20 protein-coding genes are annotated in these 25,215 nt (G+C 42.8%); 11 read left to right on the forward strand and 9 right to left on the reverse strand.

What is annotated here, in order from left to right:
• Window positions 1–351 precede the first annotated feature (351 nt).
• The 5 genes from V7K97_RS30085 to V7K97_RS30105 all read left to right on the forward strand — a co-directional run bounded on the left by V7K97_RS30085 (window position 352) and on the right by V7K97_RS30105 (window position 6,788).
• The gene (locus V7K97_RS30085) at window positions 352–1,134 is read left to right on the forward strand and encodes a peptidylprolyl isomerase (protein ID WP_334804632.1); all 783 of its coding nucleotides are present in this window, start codon (window positions 352–354) and stop codon (window positions 1,132–1,134) included.
• Entirely contained in the window at window positions 1,083–3,785 is a 2,703-nt protein-coding gene (locus tag V7K97_RS30090) for a type I secretion system permease/ATPase (protein WP_334804633.1), read from the forward strand. The genes V7K97_RS30085 and V7K97_RS30090 overlap by 52 nt, the downstream gene beginning before the upstream one ends.
• Window positions 3,786–4,158: 373 nt before the next feature.
• Window positions 4,159–5,904: a S8 family peptidase gene (locus V7K97_RS30095; protein WP_334804634.1), complete on the forward strand. Its 1,746-nt coding sequence runs from the start codon at window positions 4,159–4,161 to the stop codon at window positions 5,902–5,904.
• Window positions 5,905–6,229: 325 nt separating this feature from the next.
• Window positions 6,230–6,463 carry a hypothetical protein gene (locus tag V7K97_RS30100; protein ID WP_334804635.1) on the forward strand — a complete coding sequence of 78 codons (234 nt, stop codon included), beginning with the start codon at window positions 6,230–6,232 and terminating at the stop codon, window positions 6,461–6,463.
• A 4-nt stretch (window positions 6,464–6,467) separates the two neighbouring features.
• Window positions 6,468–6,788, forward strand: coding sequence for a BPSL0067 family protein (locus V7K97_RS30105; RefSeq protein WP_334804636.1), 321 nt, complete (start codon window positions 6,468–6,470; stop codon window positions 6,786–6,788).
• Window positions 6,789–7,134: 346 nt separating this feature from the next.
• On the opposite strand, the gene V7K97_RS30110 is transcribed toward V7K97_RS30105, so the two are convergent.
• The 3 genes from V7K97_RS30110 to V7K97_RS30120 all read right to left on the reverse strand — a co-directional run bounded on the left by V7K97_RS30110 (window position 7,135) and on the right by V7K97_RS30120 (window position 10,489).
• The gene (locus V7K97_RS30110; protein WP_334804637.1) at window positions 7,135–8,631 is read right to left on the reverse strand and encodes an HlyD family efflux transporter periplasmic adaptor subunit; all 1,497 of its coding nucleotides are present in this window, start codon (window positions 8,629–8,631) and stop codon (window positions 7,135–7,137) included.
• A 251-nt stretch (window positions 8,632–8,882) separates the two neighbouring features.
• Window positions 8,883–9,764 carry an SDR family oxidoreductase gene (locus V7K97_RS30115; RefSeq protein ID WP_334804638.1) on the reverse strand — a complete coding sequence of 294 codons (882 nt, stop codon included), beginning with the start codon at window positions 9,762–9,764 and terminating at the stop codon, window positions 8,883–8,885.
• Between the two features lie 347 nt (window positions 9,765–10,111).
• Entirely contained in the window at window positions 10,112–10,489 is a 378-nt protein-coding gene (locus V7K97_RS30120) for a hypothetical protein (RefSeq protein ID WP_334782711.1), read from the reverse strand.
• A 128-nt stretch (window positions 10,490–10,617) separates the two neighbouring features.
• On the opposite strand from V7K97_RS30120, the gene V7K97_RS30125 reads away from it, so the two are divergent.
• Entirely contained in the window at window positions 10,618–10,806 is a 189-nt protein-coding gene (locus V7K97_RS30125) for a hypothetical protein (protein ID WP_334804639.1), read from the forward strand.
• A gap of 604 nt (window positions 10,807–11,410) precedes the next feature.
• Here V7K97_RS30125 and V7K97_RS30130 read toward each other — a convergent pair.
• Together V7K97_RS30130 and V7K97_RS30135 are read right to left on the reverse strand one after the other, a co-directional pair.
• The gene (locus V7K97_RS30130; protein ID WP_334804640.1) at window positions 11,411–12,313 is read right to left on the reverse strand and encodes a S1 RNA-binding domain-containing protein; all 903 of its coding nucleotides are present in this window, start codon (window positions 12,311–12,313) and stop codon (window positions 11,411–11,413) included.
• A 265-nt stretch (window positions 12,314–12,578) separates the two neighbouring features.
• Window positions 12,579–13,319: a dienelactone hydrolase family protein gene (locus tag V7K97_RS30135; protein ID WP_334804641.1), complete on the reverse strand. Its 741-nt coding sequence runs from the start codon at window positions 13,317–13,319 to the stop codon at window positions 12,579–12,581.
• A gap of 265 nt (window positions 13,320–13,584) precedes the next feature.
• Between V7K97_RS30135 and V7K97_RS30140 the strand changes: the two genes are divergently transcribed.
• On the forward strand, window positions 13,585–14,568 hold the full coding sequence (locus tag V7K97_RS30140) for a GntR family transcriptional regulator (RefSeq protein ID WP_334804642.1): 984 nt from the start codon (window positions 13,585–13,587) through the stop codon (window positions 14,566–14,568).
• 174 nt (window positions 14,569–14,742) lie between these two features.
• Complete coding sequence (locus tag V7K97_RS30145) at window positions 14,743–15,330, forward strand: Uma2 family endonuclease (protein ID WP_334804643.1); 588 nt, start codon at window positions 14,743–14,745, stop codon at window positions 15,328–15,330.
• A gap of 1 nt (window position 15,331) precedes the next feature.
• Here V7K97_RS30145 and V7K97_RS30150 read toward each other — a convergent pair whose 3' ends face one another.
• The 4 genes from V7K97_RS30150 to tig all read right to left on the reverse strand — a co-directional run bounded on the left by V7K97_RS30150 (window position 15,332) and on the right by tig (window position 20,198).
• Window positions 15,332–16,252 carry an alpha/beta fold hydrolase gene (locus V7K97_RS30150; RefSeq protein WP_334804644.1) on the reverse strand — a complete coding sequence of 307 codons (921 nt, stop codon included), beginning with the start codon at window positions 16,250–16,252 and terminating at the stop codon, window positions 15,332–15,334.
• A gap of 101 nt (window positions 16,253–16,353) precedes the next feature.
• Entirely contained in the window at window positions 16,354–17,694 is a 1,341-nt protein-coding gene (gene clpX / locus V7K97_RS30155; RefSeq protein ID WP_334804645.1) for an ATP-dependent protease ATP-binding subunit ClpX, read from the reverse strand.
• 9 nt (window positions 17,695–17,703) lie between these two features.
• Window positions 17,704–18,402 (reverse strand): ATP-dependent Clp endopeptidase proteolytic subunit ClpP, encoded by a 699-nt coding sequence (gene clpP / locus V7K97_RS30160; RefSeq protein ID WP_069071412.1) that lies wholly within the window; start codon window positions 18,400–18,402, stop codon window positions 17,704–17,706.
• Between the two features lie 356 nt (window positions 18,403–18,758).
• Window positions 18,759–20,198 (reverse strand): trigger factor, encoded by a 1,440-nt coding sequence (gene tig / locus V7K97_RS30165; protein ID WP_334804646.1) that lies wholly within the window; start codon window positions 20,196–20,198, stop codon window positions 18,759–18,761.
• 893 nt (window positions 20,199–21,091) lie between these two features.
• Between tig and V7K97_RS30170 the strand changes: the two genes are divergently transcribed.
• The 3 genes from V7K97_RS30170 (at window position 21,092) to V7K97_RS30180 (ending at window position 25,202) form a co-directional block, all read left to right on the forward strand.
• Window positions 21,092–22,135: an aspartate-semialdehyde dehydrogenase gene (locus V7K97_RS30170; RefSeq protein WP_334804647.1), complete on the forward strand. Its 1,044-nt coding sequence runs from the start codon at window positions 21,092–21,094 to the stop codon at window positions 22,133–22,135.
• Window positions 22,136–22,268: 133 nt separating this feature from the next.
• Entirely contained in the window at window positions 22,269–23,153 is an 885-nt protein-coding gene (gene dapA / locus V7K97_RS30175; RefSeq protein WP_334775690.1) for a 4-hydroxy-tetrahydrodipicolinate synthase, read from the forward strand.
• A gap of 279 nt (window positions 23,154–23,432) precedes the next feature.
• Window positions 23,433–25,202, forward strand: coding sequence for a ribonuclease J (locus tag V7K97_RS30180; RefSeq protein ID WP_334804648.1), 1,770 nt, complete (start codon window positions 23,433–23,435; stop codon window positions 25,200–25,202).
• Window positions 25,203–25,215 lie beyond the last annotated feature (13 nt).

Genomic DNA, 25,215 nt, shown 5'->3' on the forward strand with positions numbered 1-25,215 from the left:
TACTACTGCGCTACCCATAATATTTTCAACAGGTCGATATTGGATACTGGGCAAGAAATTCTTTTAAATATCTGGTTGGGGTCTGAATACACATACTTATCTATCTTCCCAATCCCCAATCCCTAATCCCCAATCCCCAGTACAACCAGTTCAATCCTGTTTTGTCCCGGATCGACTGTAAAAGTGATCATGGGAAATTATATTATTTACTAGCTATATAATTTTTTGACCATCTAGATGTAATTAGTTCATGGAATCTTTATCATATTTATCCATCAATGACCAGATGATTTCTATATGATTTAATTTAAAAGTCCTATAAGTGTTTAACCATTTTCACATAATTAATTCATGGAATCTTTATCATTTTTGACAATTAATGACCAAATAATTTCTATTCAGTCAGCAGTAAAGTACCTGCAAGCCTCTGGAAAACTGGGACAGTTCATTGGCGATATTCTCCGCCAGTACGTACTTGAGTCAGAAATCCGCACACGAGACGATATTGAAATTGGTACAGGGATAACTGAACAGGCAATTATTGACTTTAGACTGAAAAATCAACTCACTGACCCCCAAAGTTTCCAAGAATGGTTAAAGACTAATAACACAGATTACGCTACCTTTCACACATCGGTTACTTTTGGTTACAAGTTAGAAAAGCTAAAAGCTGTAGTAACGGAAACAAAACTCCAAGAATATTTTATTGAACGCAAAATTTTTTTGGATCGGGTAGTACTTTCTCGGATTGTTGTTGATAATCGAGAATTGGCAGATGAACTACACACCCAAATTGAAGAAGGAGGTAGTTTTGAGCAACTAGCTAAAGAGTATTCACTTTCAGAGGACCGAATTGTGAACGGCATGATGGGAATCGTCAGCCGAGGCAGTATGCCAGATGTATTACGGGCAGCTATTGATGTGGCCAGTCCAGGACAATTGGTAGGGCCAATAGAAATCGTTGGCAAAGACTCTCCCCAAGGAGAAGGACCTTATGGTTTGTTTCGAGTAGAACAATTTCTGCCAGCGTCTTTAGAAGATACTCAACTAAAGCAAGCACTACAAAATGAGTTATTTGAGAAATGGCTAGCAGAGAAAATTCAAAAACTGACAGTCAAATTACAAGTGAGTTAAAAATTCTGGATAATGAATCTTTACGATTAAAAGTGCTAGCTTCTTTGCCTTGGAATCAGCCGCCGCTATGCTGGCTGACTCCCGAACAACAATCCCAATTAGAAAATGAGTCCGAAACCCGTCAATATCGTCTTGGAGAAAAAATCTGGTCAAACGATGTCGGCGGTTATCAATTCTTAATTGTGGCTGGGAAAGTCCGCTTGCGAGAGGAGGGCATTAGCAAACCAATAGCCGCCCTAGATGTGGGGGATTGGTTTGGTGACTTACAAAAGCTGTCTGCGGATGTTAAAGCTGTAGCTGCTAGTAAAGAAGTGATAGTAATTTGTTGGGATAGTGCGCTGTGGGCAGAATTTTCTCACCCACAAATTCAGGAGTTCTGGCAAGTGTTACCAGTAGAGATGAAGGGAGAAAGAGAGATATTTTCCTTCTCTTCCACTCCTGGACTACTGCCAGCCTCTGAGGGTACTTCCAGCCCCCACAGCCTCCAACCCCAAAGAGGACTCCCAGCCGCCAACCCGATCATCTCAAATTATCCATTTGTTGCTAGCTGGAACACTGCTGCGGCTTGTTTAACAATGGTGGCACAACAGTTAGAAAATTCTGTGCAACTGGAATGGGTGCAGCGCCAACTCAGAGGACAACGCCCAAAACAGGTTGTGGAAGCAGCAGAAAAGTTAGGGTTAGTCTTACGACGGTTACAAGTTAGTTGGGGTGAGTTGCGACAGTTGTCATTTCCAGCTTTATTGCTGTGGAATTCTGACTCATCCCAGAGTCCATCGTGGGTGGTGGCTTATGGAGTTAAAGGCGATCGCTTAATTATCGCTAACCCTCTAAATCCCGAACGGACTTGTGAAAGCTTGCCGCAGTCGATAGTTGAGGCATCCTGGGATGGAAAATTGTGGCAAGCAGAACTCGTATCTCAGCAAGAAAAATTTAACCTCAATTGGTTCACTCCAGCAGTTTGGAAGTATAAGGGATTACTAACAGAAGTATTGTTAGCATCTTTTACCTTGCAGCTTTTGGGGTTAACAACACCGCTAATTACGCAAGTTGTCATTGATAAAGTGATGGTGCAGGGGAGTTTGCCGACTCTCGATGTGATGGCGATCGCCCTTTTATGCGTCGCCGTATTTGAGTCTATACTGGGCATTCTGCGCCTATTCATCTTTACCCATACAGCTCGTCGTCTGGATTTGAGTTTATCAGCACAGCTATTTCGCCATCTGATGCGTCTGCCATTAGCTTATTTTGAGTCGCGGCGCGTCGGAGACACAGTAGCACGAGTCCAAGAACTCGAACAAATTCGTCAGTTTCTCACAGGTACAGCATTAACAGTAATTCTAGATAGCATTTTTACTGTGGTGTACCTGGCATTGATGTTTTACTATAACGTCCCACTCACCTTTGTCGCCTTAGCAGTACTGCCGCTATTTGCAACTTTGACGATAGTTGCAACCCCAATTCTACGTAACTGGCTCAACGAAACTTTTAACCGTTCTGCTGATAGTCAATCGTTTCTCGTCGAGACAATTACCGCAATTCACTCCGTTAAAGCCCATGCAGCCGAACCAGTAGCCCGCGATCGCTGGGAAGGCTTATTTGCCCGCTTCATTCGCACAGGTTTTAAAGCCTCTACTACCTCCAATATCAGCAGCAACATTGGTGACTTTCTCACCAATTTGTCTACCATGCTGATTCTCTGGTTTGGCGCGAAGTTAGTCATTGAACAAAAGCTCACAATCGGACAGCTAGTTGCCTTTCAAATGCTGTCTGGTAGAGTCACCGGCCCACTTTTGCGCTTAGTGCAGTTGTGGCAAAACCTCCAACAAGTGCTACTTTCTGTAGATCGCATTGGTGATATTCTCAACGTCCCCCCAGAAGCCGAACTGGGAACTGGCCTAGTTTTACCACCCTTGAAAGGACAAGTCACCTTCGAGCAAGTATTTTTCCGCTACCGTCCCAACTTTGAAGCAATTTTGCGGGGAATATCCTTCAATGCCGAACCAGGGCAATTTGTTGGCATTGTTGGACGTAGTGGTTCTGGGAAAAGTACCCTGTCTAAGCTATTGCAACGCCTCTATCAAATTGAATCAGGACGCATCCTCATTGATGGTTTTGATATTAAAAGTGCGGATTTAGCCTCACTGCGGCAACAAGTTAGCGTAGTTCTCCAAGAAGACTTTTTATTCAACGGTTCCATTCTGGAAAATATCACTCTTGGTACTCCCGATATTACCGCAGAGCAAGTAGTAGAGGCGGCAAGGTTAGCAGTAGCCCACGACTTCATCAGTCAATTACCCTACGGTTACGAAACCAATGTTGGTGAACGCGGTACCGCTTTATCTGGTGGACAGAGACAACGTATTGCCCTAGCAAGGCTATTTCTTTCCCAAGCGCCGATTTTAGTTTTAGATGAAGCTACCAGCGCTTTGGATAGTGAAACGGAACAACAAGTACTGCAAAACCTGCAAAAAATTTCCGCTAATCGTACTGTGTTTTTGATTGCTCACCGTTTTGCCCCCCTCAAACGTGCTGATTTGATTTTGGTGTTGGAGCAAGGGGTGATTGCCGAACGTGGTACTCACTCAGAGTTGTTGCAACAAAAGGGTTTGTATTGGTCATTATATCAACGGCAGCAAGCAAACATTTGATTTAACTAGCTAGCTTTTAGCTTCTGCCTACTTCACATCTCAAGAATAGCTTTTGGCGAATGGAGTTATGCTCTATTCGCCATTTGAATTGAGTTGCAAACTATGTAAACAAATATAATTGAAATATTTTTTAACGCAGTTTAGGGATACATATAATAATACACCCCAAAGATTTAAGAATCACTTCAGTAATTTACTCTTAATAAAAATCACACTTGTCAAAAGGTTTTTTGGTAATCTAATTAGCATTTTGTTCTGAGATTACATAGTAATTATTGACAATGGAGCTTATTCACACATTAAAATCTTTTTCTTCTAAAGATTTTAACGCTTCGTTCTGTCAAAAAACCATTGTTATCTTTGAAAAAAACTTATGATCAATGATGATACTAATAACAATGTATTGTCAAATAAACAGCTTAATGTAACTTCTATCTCTTCATTAAATAGTTTTAACACGAAGGATGACTACAGCCTCAACCTCGGCGGACGTAGTAGCTACAACTCAGCCGATGCTGATGTGCAGTTACTAAATAATGCTGACTCCGAAAATAGTAGTAACGCTACTGCTACTGCTTTTACGACTCAAAATTATAACTCAACTAATGGCTATGGCTTAATTAATGCAGCAGCAGCAGTGGCTAAAGCTACTGGTAAGAATACCTTTGCTGATGTTCCCGATCTTGGCGGCAATAATTGGGGAGCAGACCTTATTAAAGCACCGGAAGCTTGGGCACAGGGATACACTGGTAAAGGCGTTGTTGTCGCTGTTGTAGATACTGGAGTTGACTACAACCACGAGGATTTAAAAGATAATATCTGGACGAATCCCAAGGAAATTGCTGGCAATGCTAAAGATAATGATGGCAATGGCTATGCTAACGATATCCACGGCTGGAACTTTGTTGACAATAATAATAATGTCCTAGATGACAACGGTCATGGCACTCATGTTTCTGGGACGATCGCAGGAGAAAATAATAACTACGGTGTCACTGGTATTGCCTACGATGCCAAAATTATGCCCGTCAAAGTTTTAGATGACTCTGGCTCCGGTTCCTACATTTCCATCGCTAAGGGCATTCGCTATGCTGTGGATAATGGAGCTAATGTGATTAACCTCAGTTTAGGAGGCGGATCTTCCAATCGTACTTTAGAGTCAGCCATTAACTATGCCAGCAGCAAAGGAGTAATTGTTGTCATGGCAGCAGGTAACGATGGTAGCTCATCACCAGCCTATCCTGCCCGCTATGCATCCAAGTCGGGAATTGCTGTTGGGGCAGTAGATAGTAATAATAACATGGCGGACTTCTCCAACCGCTCTGGAACCAATGAAATCTCTTATGTTACAGCCCCAGGGGTCAATATCTATTCATCAGTTCCGAATAATCAATATGCCACTTATAGCGGCACTTCTATGGCTGCTCCCCACGTTGCTGGTGTAGTTGCCCTGATGCTTAGTGCTAACCACAACCTGACTGATGCCCAAGTACGTCAAATTGTCACAGAAACCGCCGGAAATAGTACACAAACTACAACCTCTAGTTTAAATATTTCTAATGTCAGTTCTATCGCTAGTCAGGTGATTGCAGACACAGCAGGAAATAATACACAAACTACAATCTCTAGTTTTAATCTTTCCAATGTCAGTTCTCTGGCAAGGCAGGTAATGTCTGATGGTAATCTGTTACGCATCTATGGAGAGACTGCAAATTATCTGACATCACAGACAGTTTCTAATTTTAACAGTTCCGATTTTGGTTCTCTGATGGGTCAGGCGATGTCTACGACGGGCTACGCCTACGCAGAAACGGCTAAATATTTAGCACCAGAGACCATCGCTAGTTGGAATAATTCTGATTTTAGTCTTGTGATCGGTCAGGCGATGTCTACGACGGGCTACGCCTACGCAGAAATGAAAAAGTATCTGACATCAGATGAAGGTAATAACGGATTAGTCAATTCAGAATTGCGATCGCAATTCCAAAACGATGAGAAAATTCTGGGCAGCGTCAATGTAGATAGCAATGAGGATGAGAATAATCTTGATGTTGGCAAATTCCTAGATGGAATCCCAAAACAAATGGAACAGTATAGAAAATTCTTGGGTATCGCTTGAAAATTATAGCGATTTGCACAGAGCTAATACTGCTCGATTAATAAAATTAACCAACCTCAAAACTTTGTAGAGATGCGAAATTTCGCATCTCTACATTCTTATAATTCTTGCTAACAATCTTTACCTAATCGCTATCGAGTATAGACCTAACCCCCAACCCTTGCATTTTTTTATTTGCAATAATACCCGTATTCACACCATGACTTCCTAAGTACTTTAACGTAAATTTGTAATATTTTTACGTACTAATATCATAGAATTTATGTAAGAAAAATACAAAAATAGTACATATTGGCAATTAAGTATCTACAAAGGATAAATGGCAATGGATGGGCTAACTCTAGGTAGCAATCAGGATATTCAGCATTCTATTTCTGGGTTAGAAGGAATTGGTTTGGGAAATACTTTCCCAACACATTTGACAGGATTGAGTTCGCAGGGGCTTTTGGCATCAGAGGGTGAAACGTTATTCGACCCTTCGCAATACCAACCTGACACAAGAACAGTCAGGGATTATACTACTGGTTTATTATCTTGGAGAATGCGTAAGTTTAGTTAAGAAAATGACGGGTAGTAATGCAACAACCTATCAATGGAAAAAAGGTGCAAATATTATCACCAGTGGAAATGTGACAGTTGGTACTGCAATAGCTACATTTAATGGTTCTAACGGTACAGCTTATGAAACCAGTAATGGAAAAAATAAACACGCAGCAATTTTTGCTGGCTACCTCAGAGATGATAAAGGTAGTATTATCGGGTTTGAAGCTTGGAATCAAAACTTTGATCCTCCCGGCTCCGGTGTTAAAAAATCAAAATTTTATACATCCGGTAACTATAATGTGAATAGCGATGCAGACTACTACTATGTAATTCAAGTTTAATTTTTCTTTTGTTTAGGAAGATTAGGTAGCGATCGCTCATCTATCGTTAATGAATGTAGGGGTTTAGCATTGTGCTTTACCCCTAAATTTTGTGTACGTTACTTGTCTCGTTCCCAGTCTTTGACTGGGAATGCCTGATGTGAGGCTCCGCCTCAAGACTTGCGGCAGAGCCGCAATGACGAGCATTCCCAGCCAGAGGCTGGGAACGAGGTTTTAAAAGGGTTTTGGCTTAAGTTGACACCTATGAGCATAATGCTAAACCCCTACGTTTTGTGTGCGGTAAGTAGGTGTAGCCCAACCGAGACATCGCCTTTGAACTAGAATCAAAACAACAGAGACTACAGACTTACCTCACTGAAAATGCCTCATTGAACCGCCGTGTTACAGGCTCAGTAATAAACGTCAAAATTGACTTTTTACGAGTGACAATTTCACCTGTAGCAGTCATCCCTGGGGTAAATTCTACTTCTTGACCCCGGACGTTGACGGAATGCTTACTGAGCTTAATTCTTGTCGGAAAAACTAAGCCTAATTCTTTATCAACAACTGCATTCGGACTGATTTGCATGACTTCGCCCTCCACAATGCCAAATTCCTGGAAGGGGAAAGTTGCCATTTTAACTTTTGCCTTCATTCCTTGACGAATAAAGCCAATATCGCGGTTGAGGACTTTCACCTCTAGGAGCATTTCTTCACCTTCCGGCAAAATTGAGACCAATTCTTCACCCGATTGTACTGGGCCTTTGGTGGCTTTGACTCTGTAAATCGTACCGGCAAAGGGAGCCTCGATGGTTTCCAAAGCTTGCTGCTTCCTCGCCTGCTCTAATTGACCTTGAACAGTTGTCAGTTCTTCTTTACGCTTGTTAAACTGCGTCAAAATTTCGCTTTGGCGTTCTGATGCTACACGCTGGGCTTGACTGCGGACACCGTTGTAAGCTTGTTCTGCTTGGCGAATTTCTTGGACTTGGGCAGCAATATCTTTTTCTAATGATGTGACTTTATCTTGAGCCTCTGTTATTTTATTATGGGCATTGGTCACTTCATCTTGCGCTCTGGTGATTTCTGTCTTTGCACGAGTTAATTTTTCTTGGGCATCCAAGTAATCCACACGAGGTACAGCGCCAGGAGTAATTAGGGTGCGTAGGCTTTTTTCTCTTTCTTGTGCAAGTACTAAATTGCTTTCAATTTTAATCCGAATGCTATCGGCGTTGACAAGGTTGGTTTTGGCATTGGCAACGCTGCTTTTGGCATTAATTAAGTTGTCTTGCAATCGAGTCAAGCGGACTTTGGCTTGAGCGATGAGTGCTATTTGGCGATTTGCTTCTGCTTCCGCCGCCGCTTGACGCGCTCGGAAGTCTTGCAGGCGGGAGTTTAAAAGTTCATCTTGCAATTTTGTTCCAGCAGTTTTGCCTCCGGTGCGTTCTGCATCCAAACGTTGCAAGTCGTCCTGAATCAATCTACTAGATTTGGCTAGGCGGGAAACATCAGTTATTTTCAAGTCTGGATCTTTTTGAATCAGAACTTGACCTTTAGTAACGCGATCGCCTTCTTTAACTTTGACGGCGACAATTGACCCTCCACCCAAGGATGTCACCGGTCTTACCTGTGTGGAAGCAATTAATTCCCCTGGTGCTGTTGCTACTTCATCTATTTGCGAGAAGTACGCCCAGGCGATCGTCCCAAATACAATGACGCTCATCGTTCCCGCTAATAATCTAGTGTACAGGGGTGGCAATTCCTGTACCGCCTTCCCCAACTCATAAGTGAGTTGTTCCTCTGGTTGGGCGAATCGCTCTTTTGTCTGACGTGATTGAGCAGCATTTGCAGCTAGGGAAGATTTCATAGGAATTTTGGAGTGGGGAGTAAGGAATGGGGAATGGGGAGCGGGGAATGGGGAGTAAGGAATGGGGAATGGCTTGTTATTTAAACCACATTAATTTTGAGAACCATAGTTTTTAAAAGTAGTGGGAGCATCTTGCTCCCTGGTGCTAGTAGCGGGCAAGATGCCCGCACTACTCCTCTCTTTCAAAATGGACGAGGTTTATATTGTTTCTTCTTCACCCTACTCCCCACTCCCTACTCCCCACTCCCCAGTCAAACTGCTAGATAGCGCCGCAAAAAGTTTTCTAATGTCTCCAACTGGAAGTTATAAATCGCCTCTAAATTGGCAATTTCATCTTTTGTACAGAAAAATTCATTTGCTAGCAATGTGCGATAAGTTCCCAAAGCTTTTTGAATTTGGGGATTAAATAAACCCAATGCACTCTGTAAGCCATCAATGACAAATAGTGGTGAGTTAATTATTACTGGCTCTTTGGTGAAGATCCGACCAAAAATCCGAGGAATATCTTCTCGTAATAAAATCTCCGGTCCTCCCACGGGTAAAATCTGGTTGCGAGCGCCTTCAACTGTCACAGAATCCACTACTATCCTTGCCAAATCATCGGTACTGACAATTGAGGTACGGTTTTTGCGATCGCCAATTAACAGATACAATCCCGTTTCCCGAAATCGTTCTACCAGTGGCAGCAAGTTAGATGCTAATCCAGATGGGCGTAAAATAGTGTAATTTAAGCCACTAGCTGCTAAATATCGCTCTACGGCTCGTTTGGCTTTGAATACCGGAGCGTCTTCATATCCGCGATCGGCTCCCAGTACGGAAATGAAGACAAAATGCTCTACGCCATTAACTTTCGCCTGGTCTATTAATTCAATATTGGCGCGGTAATCTAAAGATAGGGCATCGCGATCAGAACCGTGGGCGCTGATAATATACCGCACACCCCGACTAGCTTTCTGGATATCTTTTTCCTCTAGCAAGTCACCGATGAAGATTTCTGCACCCCGATGTTCTAACTCGCTGTAGCGCGAGGTAAGGCGGACAAATGCCCGCACAGATTGTTCTCGTTCTCGTTGTCGTAGGAGTCGCACAACTCTACGACCAATTCCTCCCGTTGCTCCAGTTACTAGAAACATATAAATACCTAAATTGAATAGTTACAGCGTTTATAATTCTCGAAATGCTCGATATATGCTCAAAATCCCTTGAGCAATACTTAAACAGAAATATGAGCATACTAAGCCAATAGGTCACACCTTATTTATTTTAATACTCTAAAAATTATCCCCCACATCTATTAAAGATGTGGGGGATAGGGTAATGGGATTAGTTTTATATCATATCCGCTTGATTACTTATTGAACCCGAAGAACCCCACCCCGCCAAAGCTACGCTTCGTCTCCCCTCCCGAAGAGCGGGGAGGGGATTAAGGAGTGGGGTGTCATGACTGTGGGAATCATAACTAAATTATGCGGACATGATTTTACTGGCTCAACAAGTTAATAGCTTGTTCAAGCGACATCTTAGCCTTATGCAAGTTCAGCAGGTTCTCTTGGTCGTATCGGTCAGGATAGCTCATTTTCCTGCCCTCCAGCGTTATCCTAATTAGTGCTGCTTGTTCATCTGTGGGTGAATTCATCTCCTCTATAGCAGAACTGATTATCTGAATGGCGTTAAAGTTAGGGAATTTTAACCCTTTACCTTGCTTCATTTGTTGCAGTGCTAAAAATGGAAATGCCATCAGAGTAACGATGTATGAGGTTTTGTATCCTGCATTCCCAGTTGGTTTAATGCCGTATCTACGACACAAGTCGCGTAATTCTTTAATAGTCTTGATTTCAAGTTCGGAACGCGTGAACATAAAATAGAAGTGTCCATTTTTGAAATTGGATATTGGTGGTTGTACTTCCGGCAAGTTGTCGCAACCACTAAAAAACAATCTATTGTTTTGGCACCAAGTAAATCAAGCCTTGTTCATATTTCTCAATAATGCCTAATCCTAAAGGGAACCCACAAAATTTACAACCAATTAAATCAAATAGAGAAGAGTCATTAACAGAGAGGATTAACCTACGCATTACCAAGACTATGAAGGAAGAATTATCCACCAAGGATGATCCTCCAGAATTTTGCCGTCGTGCGATCGAGGAAGCATTAGATAAGGATAGAGAAAAGTAATCTTAAAAGGATAATTGTCACCAGTGTGTGAATTACTGGAATGAGTCAGCAATCAAGCATATTGAGTAGTCAAATGGCATTCTGCTTGCGGAAAACACCGAAATGAGAAAGCAAAGAGACCTTTTGAGTAAGTCAAATACCATTTTGCTTGCTGAAAATACCGAAATGAGAAAACAAACACACCTTTTGAGTAAGTCAAATGCCATTCTGCTTGCTGAAAACACCGAAATGAGAAAGTAAAAGCTGCTTTTGCTTATTAAATTCGACTCTACGGACTCCCAAAAAAAAATACTCAACTACTTCTTGTGGGGTGGGCATCTTGCCATTGGTGTCAACTTAACGTGAAAACCTTCCTAGAACCAGCTTTTAGATTGTCTCGTTCCCAGTCTCCGACTGGGAATGCCGTTCTGGAGGCTCCGCCTCCCTTGCTGGCGGCAGAACCGCCATGAGTAGCATTTCCAGCCAGAGGCTAGAAAGAAGTCTGGGAAAAGTTTTCCCAATTTACAATCCCCCCACATCTTTGTAGATGCAGGGGGAGTATTAACAATTCAAAATTGTTTCAGATCGGGATTTAAACGCTTTGTGCAAGCAGCCGATCTCAAAACTACTCAGATGCTTTGTTATTAGCTCTATTAGCACGCGCCTCTGCCGAAGCCATGACTTCATCCATATTCTCTAGCACTTCACCAGGGTAGTTTTCCAAAACTCTGGTAGAAAGAGCAACCCGCCCTTTACCTTCATCCAAGTCAATAATTACAGCTTTAATTGGCTGACCAACTTGAAATACTTTTTCTAAAGAATCAATAAATTTCTGGCTTACCTGCTTGATATGAAGTAAGGCGCTCATTCCACTTAAATCGACAAATACACCAAAAGGTTTGATGCCAGTAACTTTACCTTCTACTAGTTGACCTAGTTCTAATAAGCTGAAGTTGCTAGAACGAGTTGCTAAACGCTGGGAAAGGATGAGTTTATTGGTGTTGCGATTAATTTCCAAAAAACCCACGGTCAGATTTTGACCTTTAAGTGCTTCTAAATTATCACGCTCGGACAGGTGCGATCGCGGAATAAATCCCCGCAAAGAAAGAATATCGACGGTAACACCACCTTTATTCACGCCCATAACCCTTACTTGCACAGTCTGAGCGTTTTCCTGCATTTCGGCCAATCGTTCCCAGATGTGCTGAATTTCCAACTGCTTTCGAGAAAGGGTGACTTGGCCTTCTGCATCCTGATCTCGAATAATCAAAAACTTCATTTCCTCTTGCAATGGCAGCACTTCCGATAAATCGGTAACTGCTCTCAAAGAAGCCTCATCGCGCGGTAGAAAAGCTGACGACTTGCCACCAATATCAACATAAGCTCCATCATGGTCAAGTTGAAACACTTTGCCATGTACAACCTGTCCCTTTTGAAACTGGTAGTCGTGTTTTTCTAGTGCTTTGGCAAAATCATCCATTGTAAAGGACGAATTGGCTGTTTGAGAAAGTTTCGATTCGGAATTCATGACTTTTGAAGATTAATTGTTATTTGATCTGGTGCAACTGAAGTTTAGATTGTTATTAGTCATTAGTCATTTATTATTCACTAACGCTCTTCTATGACTCTGGAGAGAGAATAATCCAAGCGATTAGAAATCGCGGCTACACAAGCAAAGTCCGCCTGCGCGGACTAACGCCAAAATAGGGTTTCAAATTTAATCTGACGAGAGTAATAAAAGAGCGCTAATGACTAATGACCAATGACCAATGGCAAACTTGGCTGTGTGTGCTTCAGTTCAGTTTACTAAAGAGTTGTTTCACTTGCTCCCAAGCATCAGCCGCAGCTTTAGGATTATAACTGCCACGATGGTCACAGAAAAATCCGTGATCAGCTCCATCGTAGCGAAACAGACGATGAGGAATTTTATATTTTTCTAACTCTGCTTCAATCTCATCTACTTGTTCGGGTGGGATGCTAGCATCTTCTATACCAAAGAAGGCATAGAGAGTACCTGTTATTTCTTTGGTGCGGGTGACAGTAGGATTGCCACCTCCCGGTGTGCGGGTAGTAACTCCAGCACCATAGAAGGAAGCCGTAGCTTTAATGTCTGGCAAGGTGGCTGCAAGATATGCAACGTGACCACCAAAGCAGAAGCCAATACAGCCAAAACCATCTTTTTTCACTTGAGGCAGATTTTTGAGGTAGTCAATTGCTAATTGAACATCGCTCAATAACTCTGAAGCTTGAGTTTGCATAGCGTAGTTTCTGCCCGTTTCCATATCTTCGGGTGTGTATCCGGTTTCAAAGCCAGGAGCAATCCGTTGAAAAAGTGCCGGTGCGATCGCTACATACCCAAGTTTGGCAATCCGTTCTGTAACCTCCCGAATGTGAACGTTGATACCAAAAATCTCCTGCAATACTACCACTCCTGGGTAAGAGCCAGATGCTTTTGGCTGGGCTACATAAGCAGACACTTGAATATTATCTTGCAAAAGATTAACTGTTGTGGTAATTATTGCTTGCTCTGTCATAATAATTTTTACCAGTGCTGTGTGATTAACCGTGTGTTTATTTGATATAACTATGCCAGTATGTCCAGGTTTTTCCAATTAAATTATCAATTACCAATAATGAGCGCATTAAAAACTTGTATCAGAACAACTTTATATGTAAATAACATATTCAGTATGTAGTAAATACATCTGGACACCAAAATAGTGCTGAGTAGGCAAGCAACACTTAATACTCCCCACTCCCAACTCCCCACTCCCCGCTCAGTATTCAGGAGGTTTGCTGATGATTCAATTCCGTATTCAGCCAGACAGCGAAATTCCCGCATCAACCCAGCTGTTTAATCAAATCCGGTTTGCGATCGCTTCCCGACAATATCCCCCTGCTTACAAATTGCCAAGCACACGGGCGCTGGCAATGCAAACGGGATTACACCGTAATACCATTAGCAAAGTTTACCGTCAACTGGAGGAAGACGGATTTGTTGAAAGTATGGCTGGTTCGGGAATTTATGTTCGTCCCCAAGGTCATGAGGGCGGTAGCAGGTTGCAATCACCAATTCTCAAACAAAATCCTGATACATATCAAGTTGTCCAAAAAGCACTTGACGATCTGCTCACCCAAGGATGTTCACTGAATCAAGCCAGAGAGCTATTTTTAGCAGAAATTGACTGGCGTTTGCGTTGTAGTGCGCGGGTACTGGTTGCAGTTCCATCTTATGACATGGGTGCTGGGGAGTTGATGGTGTATGAATTAGAACGATCGCTAAAAATCCCAGTCCAGTTGGTAGCAATGGAAGAATTAACAGCAGTCCTAGATAAAACTACCTCTGCCACAGTAGTCACCAGTCGGTATTTTATCAGTAATGTGGAAGCGATCGCCGCTCCCAAAGCTGCACGGGTAATTCCTCTAGATATCTACGACTACAGCAAAGAACTCAGTCTCTTGAAAACCCTACCAAAAGAAAACTGTGTTGGGATAGTTAGCCTCAGTTCGGGGATTGCACGAGCCGCAGAAGTCATCCTCCACGGCTTGCGGGGGGATGAACTACTGGTGATGACTTCGCAACCAAAAGATGCTTATAAACTTCAGGCAATGGTTAAACGAGCTGAGGTAATCATCAGCGATCAAGCCAGTTTTGCGGCAGTGCAAGCAGCTGTACAAGCAGCCGATGAAGATATTATTCGTCCACCAAAACTGATTAAGGTTGAAAATTATATCGGCACTAACTCGATTAACTTGCTAAAACGAGAACTGGGTTTAAGTTAACCTAAACGTGGTGAAGAGATGCTAAGAATGGCATAGACGGACATAGACGGACACACCTAACAAATAACTCAGGATTATGATTGTGGAAATACAACCAACAGGGTAAATACATCTATTTAATTCAGCTACTACTTATCAAGTATCCAGTAAAGAAACTGTTGAGAGGCGATATATATGAGCATCCCACTTCTGGACTATCCCATACAAGAAAAATTAGTGACCGTCGCAGATGTTTCTTGGGAGGAATTCAAAGGTATTGAGGCACATCTAAAGGACAAACGCAATGTCCGACTCTCTTATTTGTCAGGAATATTAGAAATTATGTCGCCCATCGGTGAAAAACATGAGTACGTAAAAAGAACTCTCAGCTACTTGCTAGAAGCCTACATGAGAGAGTTGGGAATCCGGTTCTACGGTCTTGGTAGTTTTACTCTGGAAGAACCTGGGTATGCTTCTGGTACACCAGATGAATCTTACTGCATTGGTAGCAATAAAGAAACGCCAGACATTGTGATTGAAGTTATTGTTACTAGTGGCACCATTAATCGAAAAGAGTTATACAAACCCAAGAAAGTGCCTGAAGTTTGGTTCTGGAAATCTAACCAGATAAAGATATTCAGTTTAAATGCGGCCGGTGAATATGAAGAAGTAAACCGTAGTGGTTTCTTACCAAATTTAGACCCGGCTTTGTTGCTACAATATATCGGACATTCTGACCAATACGACGCTGTTGCCGAGTTTGTGCAGGCTATCCGAAAATAAGTTAACCCACCTGCGGTTGTTGGGTGTTAATTTGCAAAAACTCTTGTACCCGTTGCAGATAAGTTGGTGCATCTTCCAACATCGGGAAATGCGCTGTGTTGCGAATCATCGCAAATTCAACTTTGTCACTCAATGACGCTGCTTGACGACCCATCTCGGCTGGAATAATCTTGTCATACTCCCCCGCTACGAGTAGAGTCGGCACTGTCAGCTTGGCAAACTCAAACGGCATCACTTCAGCTTGAGCCTTACTGACTGAAGTAAAAATTGTCCCTAAAGCCGCATCGTAATCTGCTTCGAGAAAATCTTGCAAAAAAGCTTGACGCTCAGAATATGGGATAGAACTATATAAAAATCTGGCCATAAACATTCGGTCAACAAAGGGAATTTTGCTTAACCACTTGGGACGGAATTTCACTACATAGCCACCGAATTTATGAAAAGCACTAAAGGATTTTTCATCGTACTCGAAAACGCCGCTACAAGTTAAAATTCCTCGTTCTACTCGTTGAGGGTAGCGGTTAAAAAATAAAGTCGCAACAGAAGCACCCATTGAATGAGCATGGATGTAGACACGCTGAATATGCAACCCATCTAACAAAGCTGCCAAATCATCAGCGTATTCCTCTAATTCATAGCTTAACTCTCTGATTGCCTCTAATTCTTCCTGGGGGGATTCAGACTCAGCAACAGCTTCACTTGCTTGAGTTATGGTTGGCTTCCCACGAGAACGGCCAAATCCCCGCAAATCGTAGAGTAAACAATCAAATTGCTCCGATAAAGCATCAGCAGTATTTTGCCAATACCTAGCCGAACCAGCCCAACCGTGCATGAAAACCATCACTGGTTTTACCAGAAAACTGGATGGTTTTTTCACCCATTCGTAGTAATGCTCAACGCCACGAACATTAATATAAGGCATTTTTGAGAGTTAGGAGTTAGGAGTTTTTAATTGTTGAATCTGGAGTTTTGAGTTAATTACTCATTCTCCACTCTTCACTCCTAACTTTACTCAGCACTAATTTACGCTGATTCTGGCTTCGGTAGTGAAGATGGATGTATTATCAGTTCAGCAGTCGATCGCTTCTCGACCATTTCCCTTGTAACTGTACAGCGTGTCACATCCTTACGGGATGGTAACTCATACATTACATCCAACATCAATTCTTCGACAATACCACGTAATGCTCTCGCGCCAGTTTTACGGCGGTAAGCTTCCTGAGCGATCGCTCGTAAAGCATCTGCTTTAAAATCTAACTGGACATTATCCATTTTCAGCAGCTTTTGGTACTGCTTCACTAAGGCACTGCGTGGTTGGGTGAGAATCGCCATCAGCGCTTCTTCATCTAGCGGATCTACTACTGCTACCATTGGCATCCGCCCAATAAATTCTGGAATCAGGCCAAATTTCACTAAATCATCCGGTTCTAGATGACGGAGAGTGTCTGCTGCTCGTTTCTCCTTCGATTGACCTTCTCCCGGTTGCACAAAGCCGATTGCTTTTTTGCCAACTCTCTGATCTACAATCTTGTCTAAGCCCACGAAGGCACCACCACAGACGAACAAAATATTACTTGTATCAATCTGGATGCAGTCTTGATAGGGATGCTTCCGTCCTCCTTGAGGTGGTACATTAGCGATCGTTCCCTCTAACATTTTCAGCAAGGCTTGCTGCACGCCTTCGCCAGAAACATCGCGGGTAATTGACGTGTTCTCGCTCTTACGAGCAATTTTGTCAATTTCGTCAATGTAAATAATTCCCCGTTGCGCTTCCTCTATATCCAAATCTGCCACCTGCAACAGTCGCAGCAAGATATTTTCTACATCTTCTCCCACATACCCCGCTTCCGTCAGCGTTGTCGCATCGGCGACGGCAAAGGGCACATCCAGGATTTTCGCTAGAGTTTGCGCTAAGAGAGTTTTGCCGCAACCAGTCGGGCCAATCAACAAAATGTTGGACTTTTGCAGTTCTATGGCATCATCTGCCCCAGGTTTGCCACTGGCTTTAGACTGAATCACTGCCAGCCGCTTGTAGTGATTGTAAACAGCTACTGACAGCACTTTCTTCGCTTCGTCCTGACCAATGACGTGTTCGTCTAGATACTTTTTAATCTCTCTTGGCTTGGGTATTTGATTAAACGAAATACTAGCAGAGTGGGTACGCCGTTTTTGAGGTGGCTCTGCTCTTGGTGCTGGTTGTGCTGCCGCACCACTGGTATCGAGCAACTCCTCGTCTAGTATTTCATTACACAAGTCAACGCATTCATCGCAGATGTAGACTCCCGGCCCCGCGATTAACTTACGCACCTGCTCTTGAGACTTGCCACAAAATGAACATTTTAAATGGGAGTCGTACTTAACCATACCAGCCTCTTATTTCAGAATGGTGACGTTTTCCCCTGCTACGGGAAGATTTTGCCTGGAAATGACCTGATCAATCAAACCGTAGTTTTTTGCCTCTTCAGCCGACATAAAAAAGTCGCGCTCAGTATCTGCTTCAAGTCTTTCTAAGGGTTGACCAGTATGGTGAGCCATTAACTGATTCAACTTAGCCTTAACGTAAAGAATTTCTCTGGCTTGAATTTCAATGTCGATGGCTTGACCTTGAGCGCCACCAAGTGGTTGGTGAATCATAATCCGGGAGTCGGGCAGAGACATTCGCTTACCGGCAGCTCCTGCTGTCAACAAAAACGCCCCCATGCTCGCGGCTAATCCAAAACAAATGGTAACAACATCAGGGCGAATTTGCTGTATTGTATCATAGATTGCCATCCCTGCGTAGACCGAGCCACCAGGAGAATTAACATACAGTTGGATGTCTTTTTCTGAGTCTTCGGCGTCCAGGAATAGCAATTGAGCCACAATTGAGTTGGCTACGGCATCATCTATTGGCGTTCCTAAAAAGATAATCCGCTCTCGCAGCAGGCGGGAGTAGATGTCGAAAGCCCTTTCTCCCATACCAGATTGTTCTATCACCATCGGCACGATGTTGCTAGGGCTGCTCAACTGGGAGTTAATGTTTATTCGACTTAAGTTGCTGATTGGGGAATTTCCCGACTGCGATTCAAGCATACAAGCTTTATTTGACGATAATTTAGGACAAATGTTTCAGCAACGGATGCTGCCTTTTCAACGAATGGAATTTGTATAAGCTACGTATTAACCATTATGCCTCATATAATTTCCTCTCGTGTAACACGGTATCAAGCTCAGGCGATAACGTGTGTCACTATTTGCCGAAAATTCATTAATTATTTTGACTTAATCCCTGAGTCATGGGGCATTGGGAAAGAGGAGGCAGAAGTTGTTTAATTTTGAATTTTGAATGCGTGAATTTTGAATTGATTTCTTCCTCATCTCCCTTACCTTACCCATTTCACCAGTACTTTAACTCAGAACTGGTGAATTCATGGCTGTGGGATTTTTTATTATCCTTCTGTAACTTCTGTAGAAGTTTCGCTGTTTCCTTCCTCAGTTTGAGGTGCATCAGCATCAACATCAACTTCTGCGTCTTCCGTTTCCTCTGCGGGACTCAAGGAACCTTCCGGTACAAGTTCAACTGATGAGTGTTCTAAGAGCCAATCGATGATTTTTTCGGTTAACAGTTCGTTTTCCACGATTGACCGCAGTTTATCTTCATCAACGTCTTGTTCCTCTGGGTACTCTTGCAAAAGTTCTGTGACTCTGGCTGCGATTTCTTCTGGTGTTACCTCGATAGATTCGCGTTTGCCGATTTCCCGCAAGGATAAGGAGCGCGTGATGCGTTCAATGGCTTCAGTACGCGATCGCTCCCGCAATTGAGGAATAATATCTTGAGTAAACAACTTTCTGACATCCAATCCTTGCTGAGACAGCCGCATTGCTGTTTGCGTTAGCATTGCATCCACTTCTTGCTCAATCAAGGTTGCTGGTAAGTCAACTTCTACATGCTTGAGTAGTTCCGTTAACAAGGCTTCTTGCTTGTTGTTTTTTGTTTTGTCGTCCGCCTCTTTTTGATATCGCTCTACCAAAGAAGCGCGTAACTCCTCTAAAGTTTCAAAATCGCTGATTTCCTGGGCGAAATCGTCATTTATTTCTGGTAGTTCCTTTTCTTTGATTTCTTTGAGCGTCACGGTGAAAGTTGCCGCTTTTCCAGCTAATTCTTCATTAGCATACGGATCTGGGAACTGCGCCGCAATTTCTCTGGTTTCTTCAGGATTCATCCCCACTATTCCCGAAATAAAGCCGGGAATAAATTTATCTTCCTGCAACTCAACTTGAAAATCAGTTGCTTCGGCTCCGGGAATCGGTTCTAGTTCGGCTGTTTCGTCCTCGCCCTCAACTTTGGCGAATGAACCTTTAAAATCGACCACGGCAATATCGCCGATTTGGGCTGCACGTCCTTCCACAGGAATCAATGTCGCCAATTCTTGACGTTCTTTATCCAGAGTGTTTTCTACTCGTTCTGGATCAAACTTGACTTCTTCAGCCTTAGCTTGCAAATCAGTGTACTGCACTAGATTCACTTCTGGTTCTACATCGACAGCCGCCGAAATCGTCAGGGGTTTTCCCGGTTCATAATTCTTAATCAAATCCTCAAAGGAGGAGCGCAATTGTGGTTGACCGATTGCCGGGATAGCTTCTTGTTTAACTGCTTGCTCAATGCCGTCTTGAATTAGTTCTTCCAGCGCTGCTGCCTTGATTCGAGTTGTACCCAGCCGTTGTAGTAATATCGGCCGAGGTACCTTGCCTTTACGAAACCCAGGAATATTGGCAGTACTCGCTAAGTTCTTAATCACCTGTTCGTAAGTTTGCTTGGTAATTTCCGGCGTAATCTCTATTTCCAGGCCAATTTGGCTGGCGGGAAGTTTTTCCTGGGTGACTTTCATGCTTTGTCTCTAGTTTTCTGGTATTTTATACTCCGAGTACACACAAGACGCAATAAAATAATTGTTTGCGTTTATGGCTTGATGTCTCTTAGGGGCAATGGGAGTTTGCCAAAAGGTCTGATGACATCCTTGGATGAATGCTTGTCCTAGGGCAAAGATCCAGTTTACTGCCAATTACCAAGGACTTGACATTTTACCTTCATAACAATTTGGCTAATGGGGCATCCCTTCTCTACGAGACGCTACGCGTAGCTTGCTTCCACGAAGTGGTACGGCTCCGCTCAGGGCAAGTGGGCATCTTCCCCTGCTCCCTCATTATTCCTCCACTCCCCTCTCACTCTTAGGAATTAATTATTCAGTGGGCTAATGCCGTGATATCCTGGTTCTCAACGAGTGGTTAGTACCCCCAAGTTAAAGTTATAGTATTGAGTCTAGCTATTATTAAGTTATGGTACAGGAGCGCATCTTTTACTTAACCACATCGCTAGGTTCTGTGTTTTGCTGGTTTTGTGCATTTCGATCTTAGTATATTCATCATCTTGGTAAACAACTTTGTAGCCAAGACGTTTCTTGCCTTATGGGTGAGATGCCTGTTAAACGTCTAAGTGCAGATATAGATATCTTCATTTTTCTGCTAAATGGCAGTTTGTTGTATAATAAAATATAGTTAAAATCGATGAAATAAATGGATGTCCATTGTTGTAAAATTCAACATCACTTAATTTATTAAAGAACCAAGCAAATAAATGTATTAAATATATAAAAACAGAGTAAATTAGAGAAAAATCTCAACCTATTCAAAATCTATTTCAAAACTTCGATCGCTACTTACTATATAAATTATTAATTGTTCCAAGAAATTGCAGATAAGTCTCTTAAAGGAGGAAGCAAGTTTGTCGAAATCCTATCGTTTAGCTATTTTGGGAGCAACTGGTGCAGTTGGCACAGAGTTGCTGGAATTATTAGAAAGTCGTAATTTCCCGGTTGCTGACTTGAAGTTATTGGCATCAGAGCGGAGTGTCGGGCGATCGCTACGGTTTAAAGGGGAAAATATACCAATAGAGCCAGTTAGCGATCGCGCCTTTGAAAATGTCGATATAGTACTGGCTAGTGCAGGTGGTTCCACATCCAAAACTTGGGCAGCAATTGCCGTCGAAAAGGGCGCAGTGGTAATTGACAATTCCAGCGCCTTTCGGATGAACCCGGAAGTTCCCTTAGTAGTGCCAGAGGTGAATCCCCAAGCCGCAGCAAATCACCAAGGCATTATTGCTAACCCCAACTGCACAACAATTTTAATGGCTGTGGCAGTCTGGCCATTGCATAAAGTTAAACCAGTGCAACGCATCGTCGCTGCAACCTACCAATCGGCTAGTGGTGCTGGTGCTAGAGCAATGGCAGAAGTCAAAACCCAAACAAGCGCTATACTACAAGGACAGTCACCGGTTGCCGAAATATTGCCTTACCCATTGGCATTTAATTTATTCCCCCATAACTCCCCATTAAACGATTTGGGTTATTGTGAGGAAGAAATGAAAATGGTCAACGAAACCCGAAAAATATTTGGCACGCAGCAAATCAGAATAACTGCAACCTGTATACGGGTTCCCGTACTCCGCGCCCACTCAGAAGCCATTAATTTAGAATTTGAGACTCCCTTTAGTGCAGAGGAAGCCAGAAAAATTTTAAATTCCTCCCCTGGAGTGAAATTGGTCGAAGATTGGGAAACTAATCATTTCCCGATGCCAATTGAAGCAACAGGTAAAGATGAAGTTTTAGTGGGGAGAATTCGTCAGGATATTTCTCATCCTTGTGGGTTGGAATTATGGTTATGTGGCGACCAAATCCGCAAAGGCGCAGCATTAAATGCAGTACAGATAGCCGAGTTGTTGGTAGAGAAAAATCTACTAAAACCTTCTAAAGCTTACGTTTCAAGCTAGTAATTAGTTAAAATAAAGGACTAATGGAAAAGAGCAAATGTGCAAATCACTGTTGAAAGTAGTTTGCAGATAGGTTATTACAATAGAGAACCACCAAGATATAAAAACATGGGTAATCAGGAGTGAAAAAAGGGTGGGAGATTTTGGCAATGTTTTAACCGCGATGATTACGCCATTTAAAGCAGATGGTAGTGTCAACTATGATGTAGCGGCAGAACTGGCGGCACATCTAGCTAACAACGGTACAGATACATTGGTAATGTGTGGCACAACAGGAGAATCCCCGACTCTAAGTTGGGATGAGGAATACCAGTTGTTTGTCGAGGTATTGCAGTCCGTGGCCGGAAAAGCCAAGGTAATCGCGGGTTGTGGATCAAATTCCACCAAAGAAGCGATCGCAGCCACCGAAAAAGCGTCTAAGATAGGAGTACATGGTTCCTTACAAGTTGTTCCTTATTACAACAAACCGCCACAAGCGGGATTGGAAGCGCACTTTAAGGCGATAGCACAAGCCTGTCCCGACTTACCCTTGTTGTTATATAATGTCCCAGGTCGTACCGGACAAAACCTTCAGCCAGAAACAGTTGCCCGGTTAGCTGAGGTTAGCAATATTGTCGGGATTAAAGAATCCACTGGTAGTATAGATCAGGCAAGCGAAATTCGTCGCTTGACACCAAAAGAATTTCACATCTATTCTGGTGATGATTACATGACTTTGCCCTTGTTAGCGATCGGGGCAAAGGGTGTGGTGAGTGTGGCTTCTCATCTGGTAGGAAACCAACTACAGCAGATGATCCAAGCTTTTAGTGCCGGAAAAATTGAGGTAGCCAGCGACATTCATCTTCAACTGTTCCCGTTGTTTAAAGCCCTATTTCTCACTTCAAATCCCATTCCAGTGAAAAAAGCACTGAAACTTCAAGGTTGGGAAGTTGGTTCAACTCGTCCGCCGCTATGTGAAGCTGATGTAGAAGTCAGTCAAAAGTTAGAAGCGGTTCTGAAAGAACTTAGTTTGATCTAGCCACTAACTAGTTAAGCGCTGATAATCTGCTTCTGATCAAAGATACATATAAACAATGATCATAATTGTTCATAAGTTGCAATTTAAAAACCTGTGCTAGGACTGATAGATATACTATGAATCCTTGAATGTACAGTCGATTTTATTGAATAAAAAATTGAAATCTTCAATTAAAACTTGATTGCTTTCAGACTAACTTAAGAGACAGATGATGTTGTCTTAAATACAAGTTCGTTAACTATCAACTTAATTAACCACAAGTAACAATCTCAGGAGAAAATGGCTAAAAACGAAGCTAACAATTCCGCCTTGAAAATTATTCCTTTGGGCGGTTTGCATGAAATTGGTAAAAATACCTGTCTTTTTGAGTATGACGATGAAATTATCCTGTTAGATGCAGGATTGGCTTTTCCCACAGAGGCGATGCATGGAGTAAATATTGTTTTACCAGATACGACCTATCTGCGGGAAAATCGCCACAAAATTAAAGGGATGATCGTTACTCATGGTCATGAAGACCATATCGGCGGGATTGCTTTTCATCTTAAGCAATTTGATATCCCCGTGATTTATGGACCGAGGCTAGCAATGGCAATGCTAGAAGGTAAATTAGAAGAAGCAGGAGTCCGCGATCGCACCGAAATCAGAACAGTTTTACCACGTGATGTGGTGCGGATTGGCAAAAACTTTTTAGTTGAATATATCCGCAACACCCACTCCATTGCTGATAGTTTCACCGTTGCCATTCATACTCCCCTTGGTGTAGTCATTCACACAGGGGATTTTAAAATTGACCATACCCCAGTAGATGGTGAAAAGTTTGACTTGCAACGGTTAGCAGAACATGGTGAAAAGGGCGTTCTTTGTTTGCTAAGTGATTCCACTAACGCCGAGATACCAGGATTTACACCTTCAGAACGTTCAGTTTATCCCAATCTAGAAAGAGTATTTAGTCAAGCGACAGGGCGATTATTCGTCACTACCTTTGCTTCTAGCGTCCATCGCATCAACATGATTTTGGATATCGCCAAGAAGCAGAATCGTGTAGTAACGGTTGTGGGGCGTTCCATGCTGAACTTGATTGCTCATGCCCGCAATTTAGGTTATATCAAGTGTGAAGATAATCTGCTGCAACCATTGCACGCAGTCCGCAATCTCCCTGACGAAAAAGTTTTAGTCTTAACTACAGGTTCTCAGGGTGAAATGATGGCAGCAATGACCCGCATTGCCAACAAAGAACATCCTCACATTAAAATCCGCGAAGGAGATACGGTAGTATTCTCTGCTAACCCAATTCCCGGAAATACCATCGCTGTAGTCAACACCATCGATAAGTTGATGATTCAGGGGGCAAAAGTAATCTACGGTCGGGATAAAGGAATTCACGTTTCCGGTCACGGCTGTCAGGAAGAGCAAAAACTGATGATTGCCTTAACTCGACCCAAGTTTTTTGTGCCATTTCACGGCGAACATAGAATGCTAGTGAAGCACGCAGAAACGGCTCAGAGTATGGGCATTCCTAGAGAAAACATGATCATTATCCAGAATGGTGATGTTGTCGAACTGACTGAAGATGCTATTCGCGTCGCTGGTAAAGTGCCATCTGGTATCGAATTGGTGGATACGACTAGTTCGGGTATGGTAAGTGCTAAAGTGCTGCAAGAACGGCAACGCATGGCTTCAGAAGGCATTATTACGATCGCAGCTGCCATTGATTGGAATGGTAAACTGTTGGCAAAACCAGAAATTCACCTCCGGGGTGTAGTGACAAGTGTAGAGCGATCGCTGTTACAAACTTGGGTAAAACAACGCATTGAAGAAATCCTCACTGTGCGCTGGTCAGAATTTGCTCCTGGCGGTGAAGCAGCAGATGTAGACTGGGGTGGATTGCAAGGTACTTTAGAGCGAGAATTACAACGTTCCATCCGTCGGGAATTGCAATGTCAGCCATCCGTGACTTTGTTGATGCAAATTCCTGATGAGCCACCTGTAAAAGTTGCTGATGGGAGAAGACGGCGGACTCGGACTGCTGCTCAGGTAGCATCATAGGGTAAGATAACAA

The organism is Nostoc sp. (assembly GCF_036917815.1).
In the GTDB taxonomy this organism is placed as follows: Bacteria; Cyanobacteriota; Cyanobacteriia; order Cyanobacteriales; family Nostocaceae; genus Nostoc.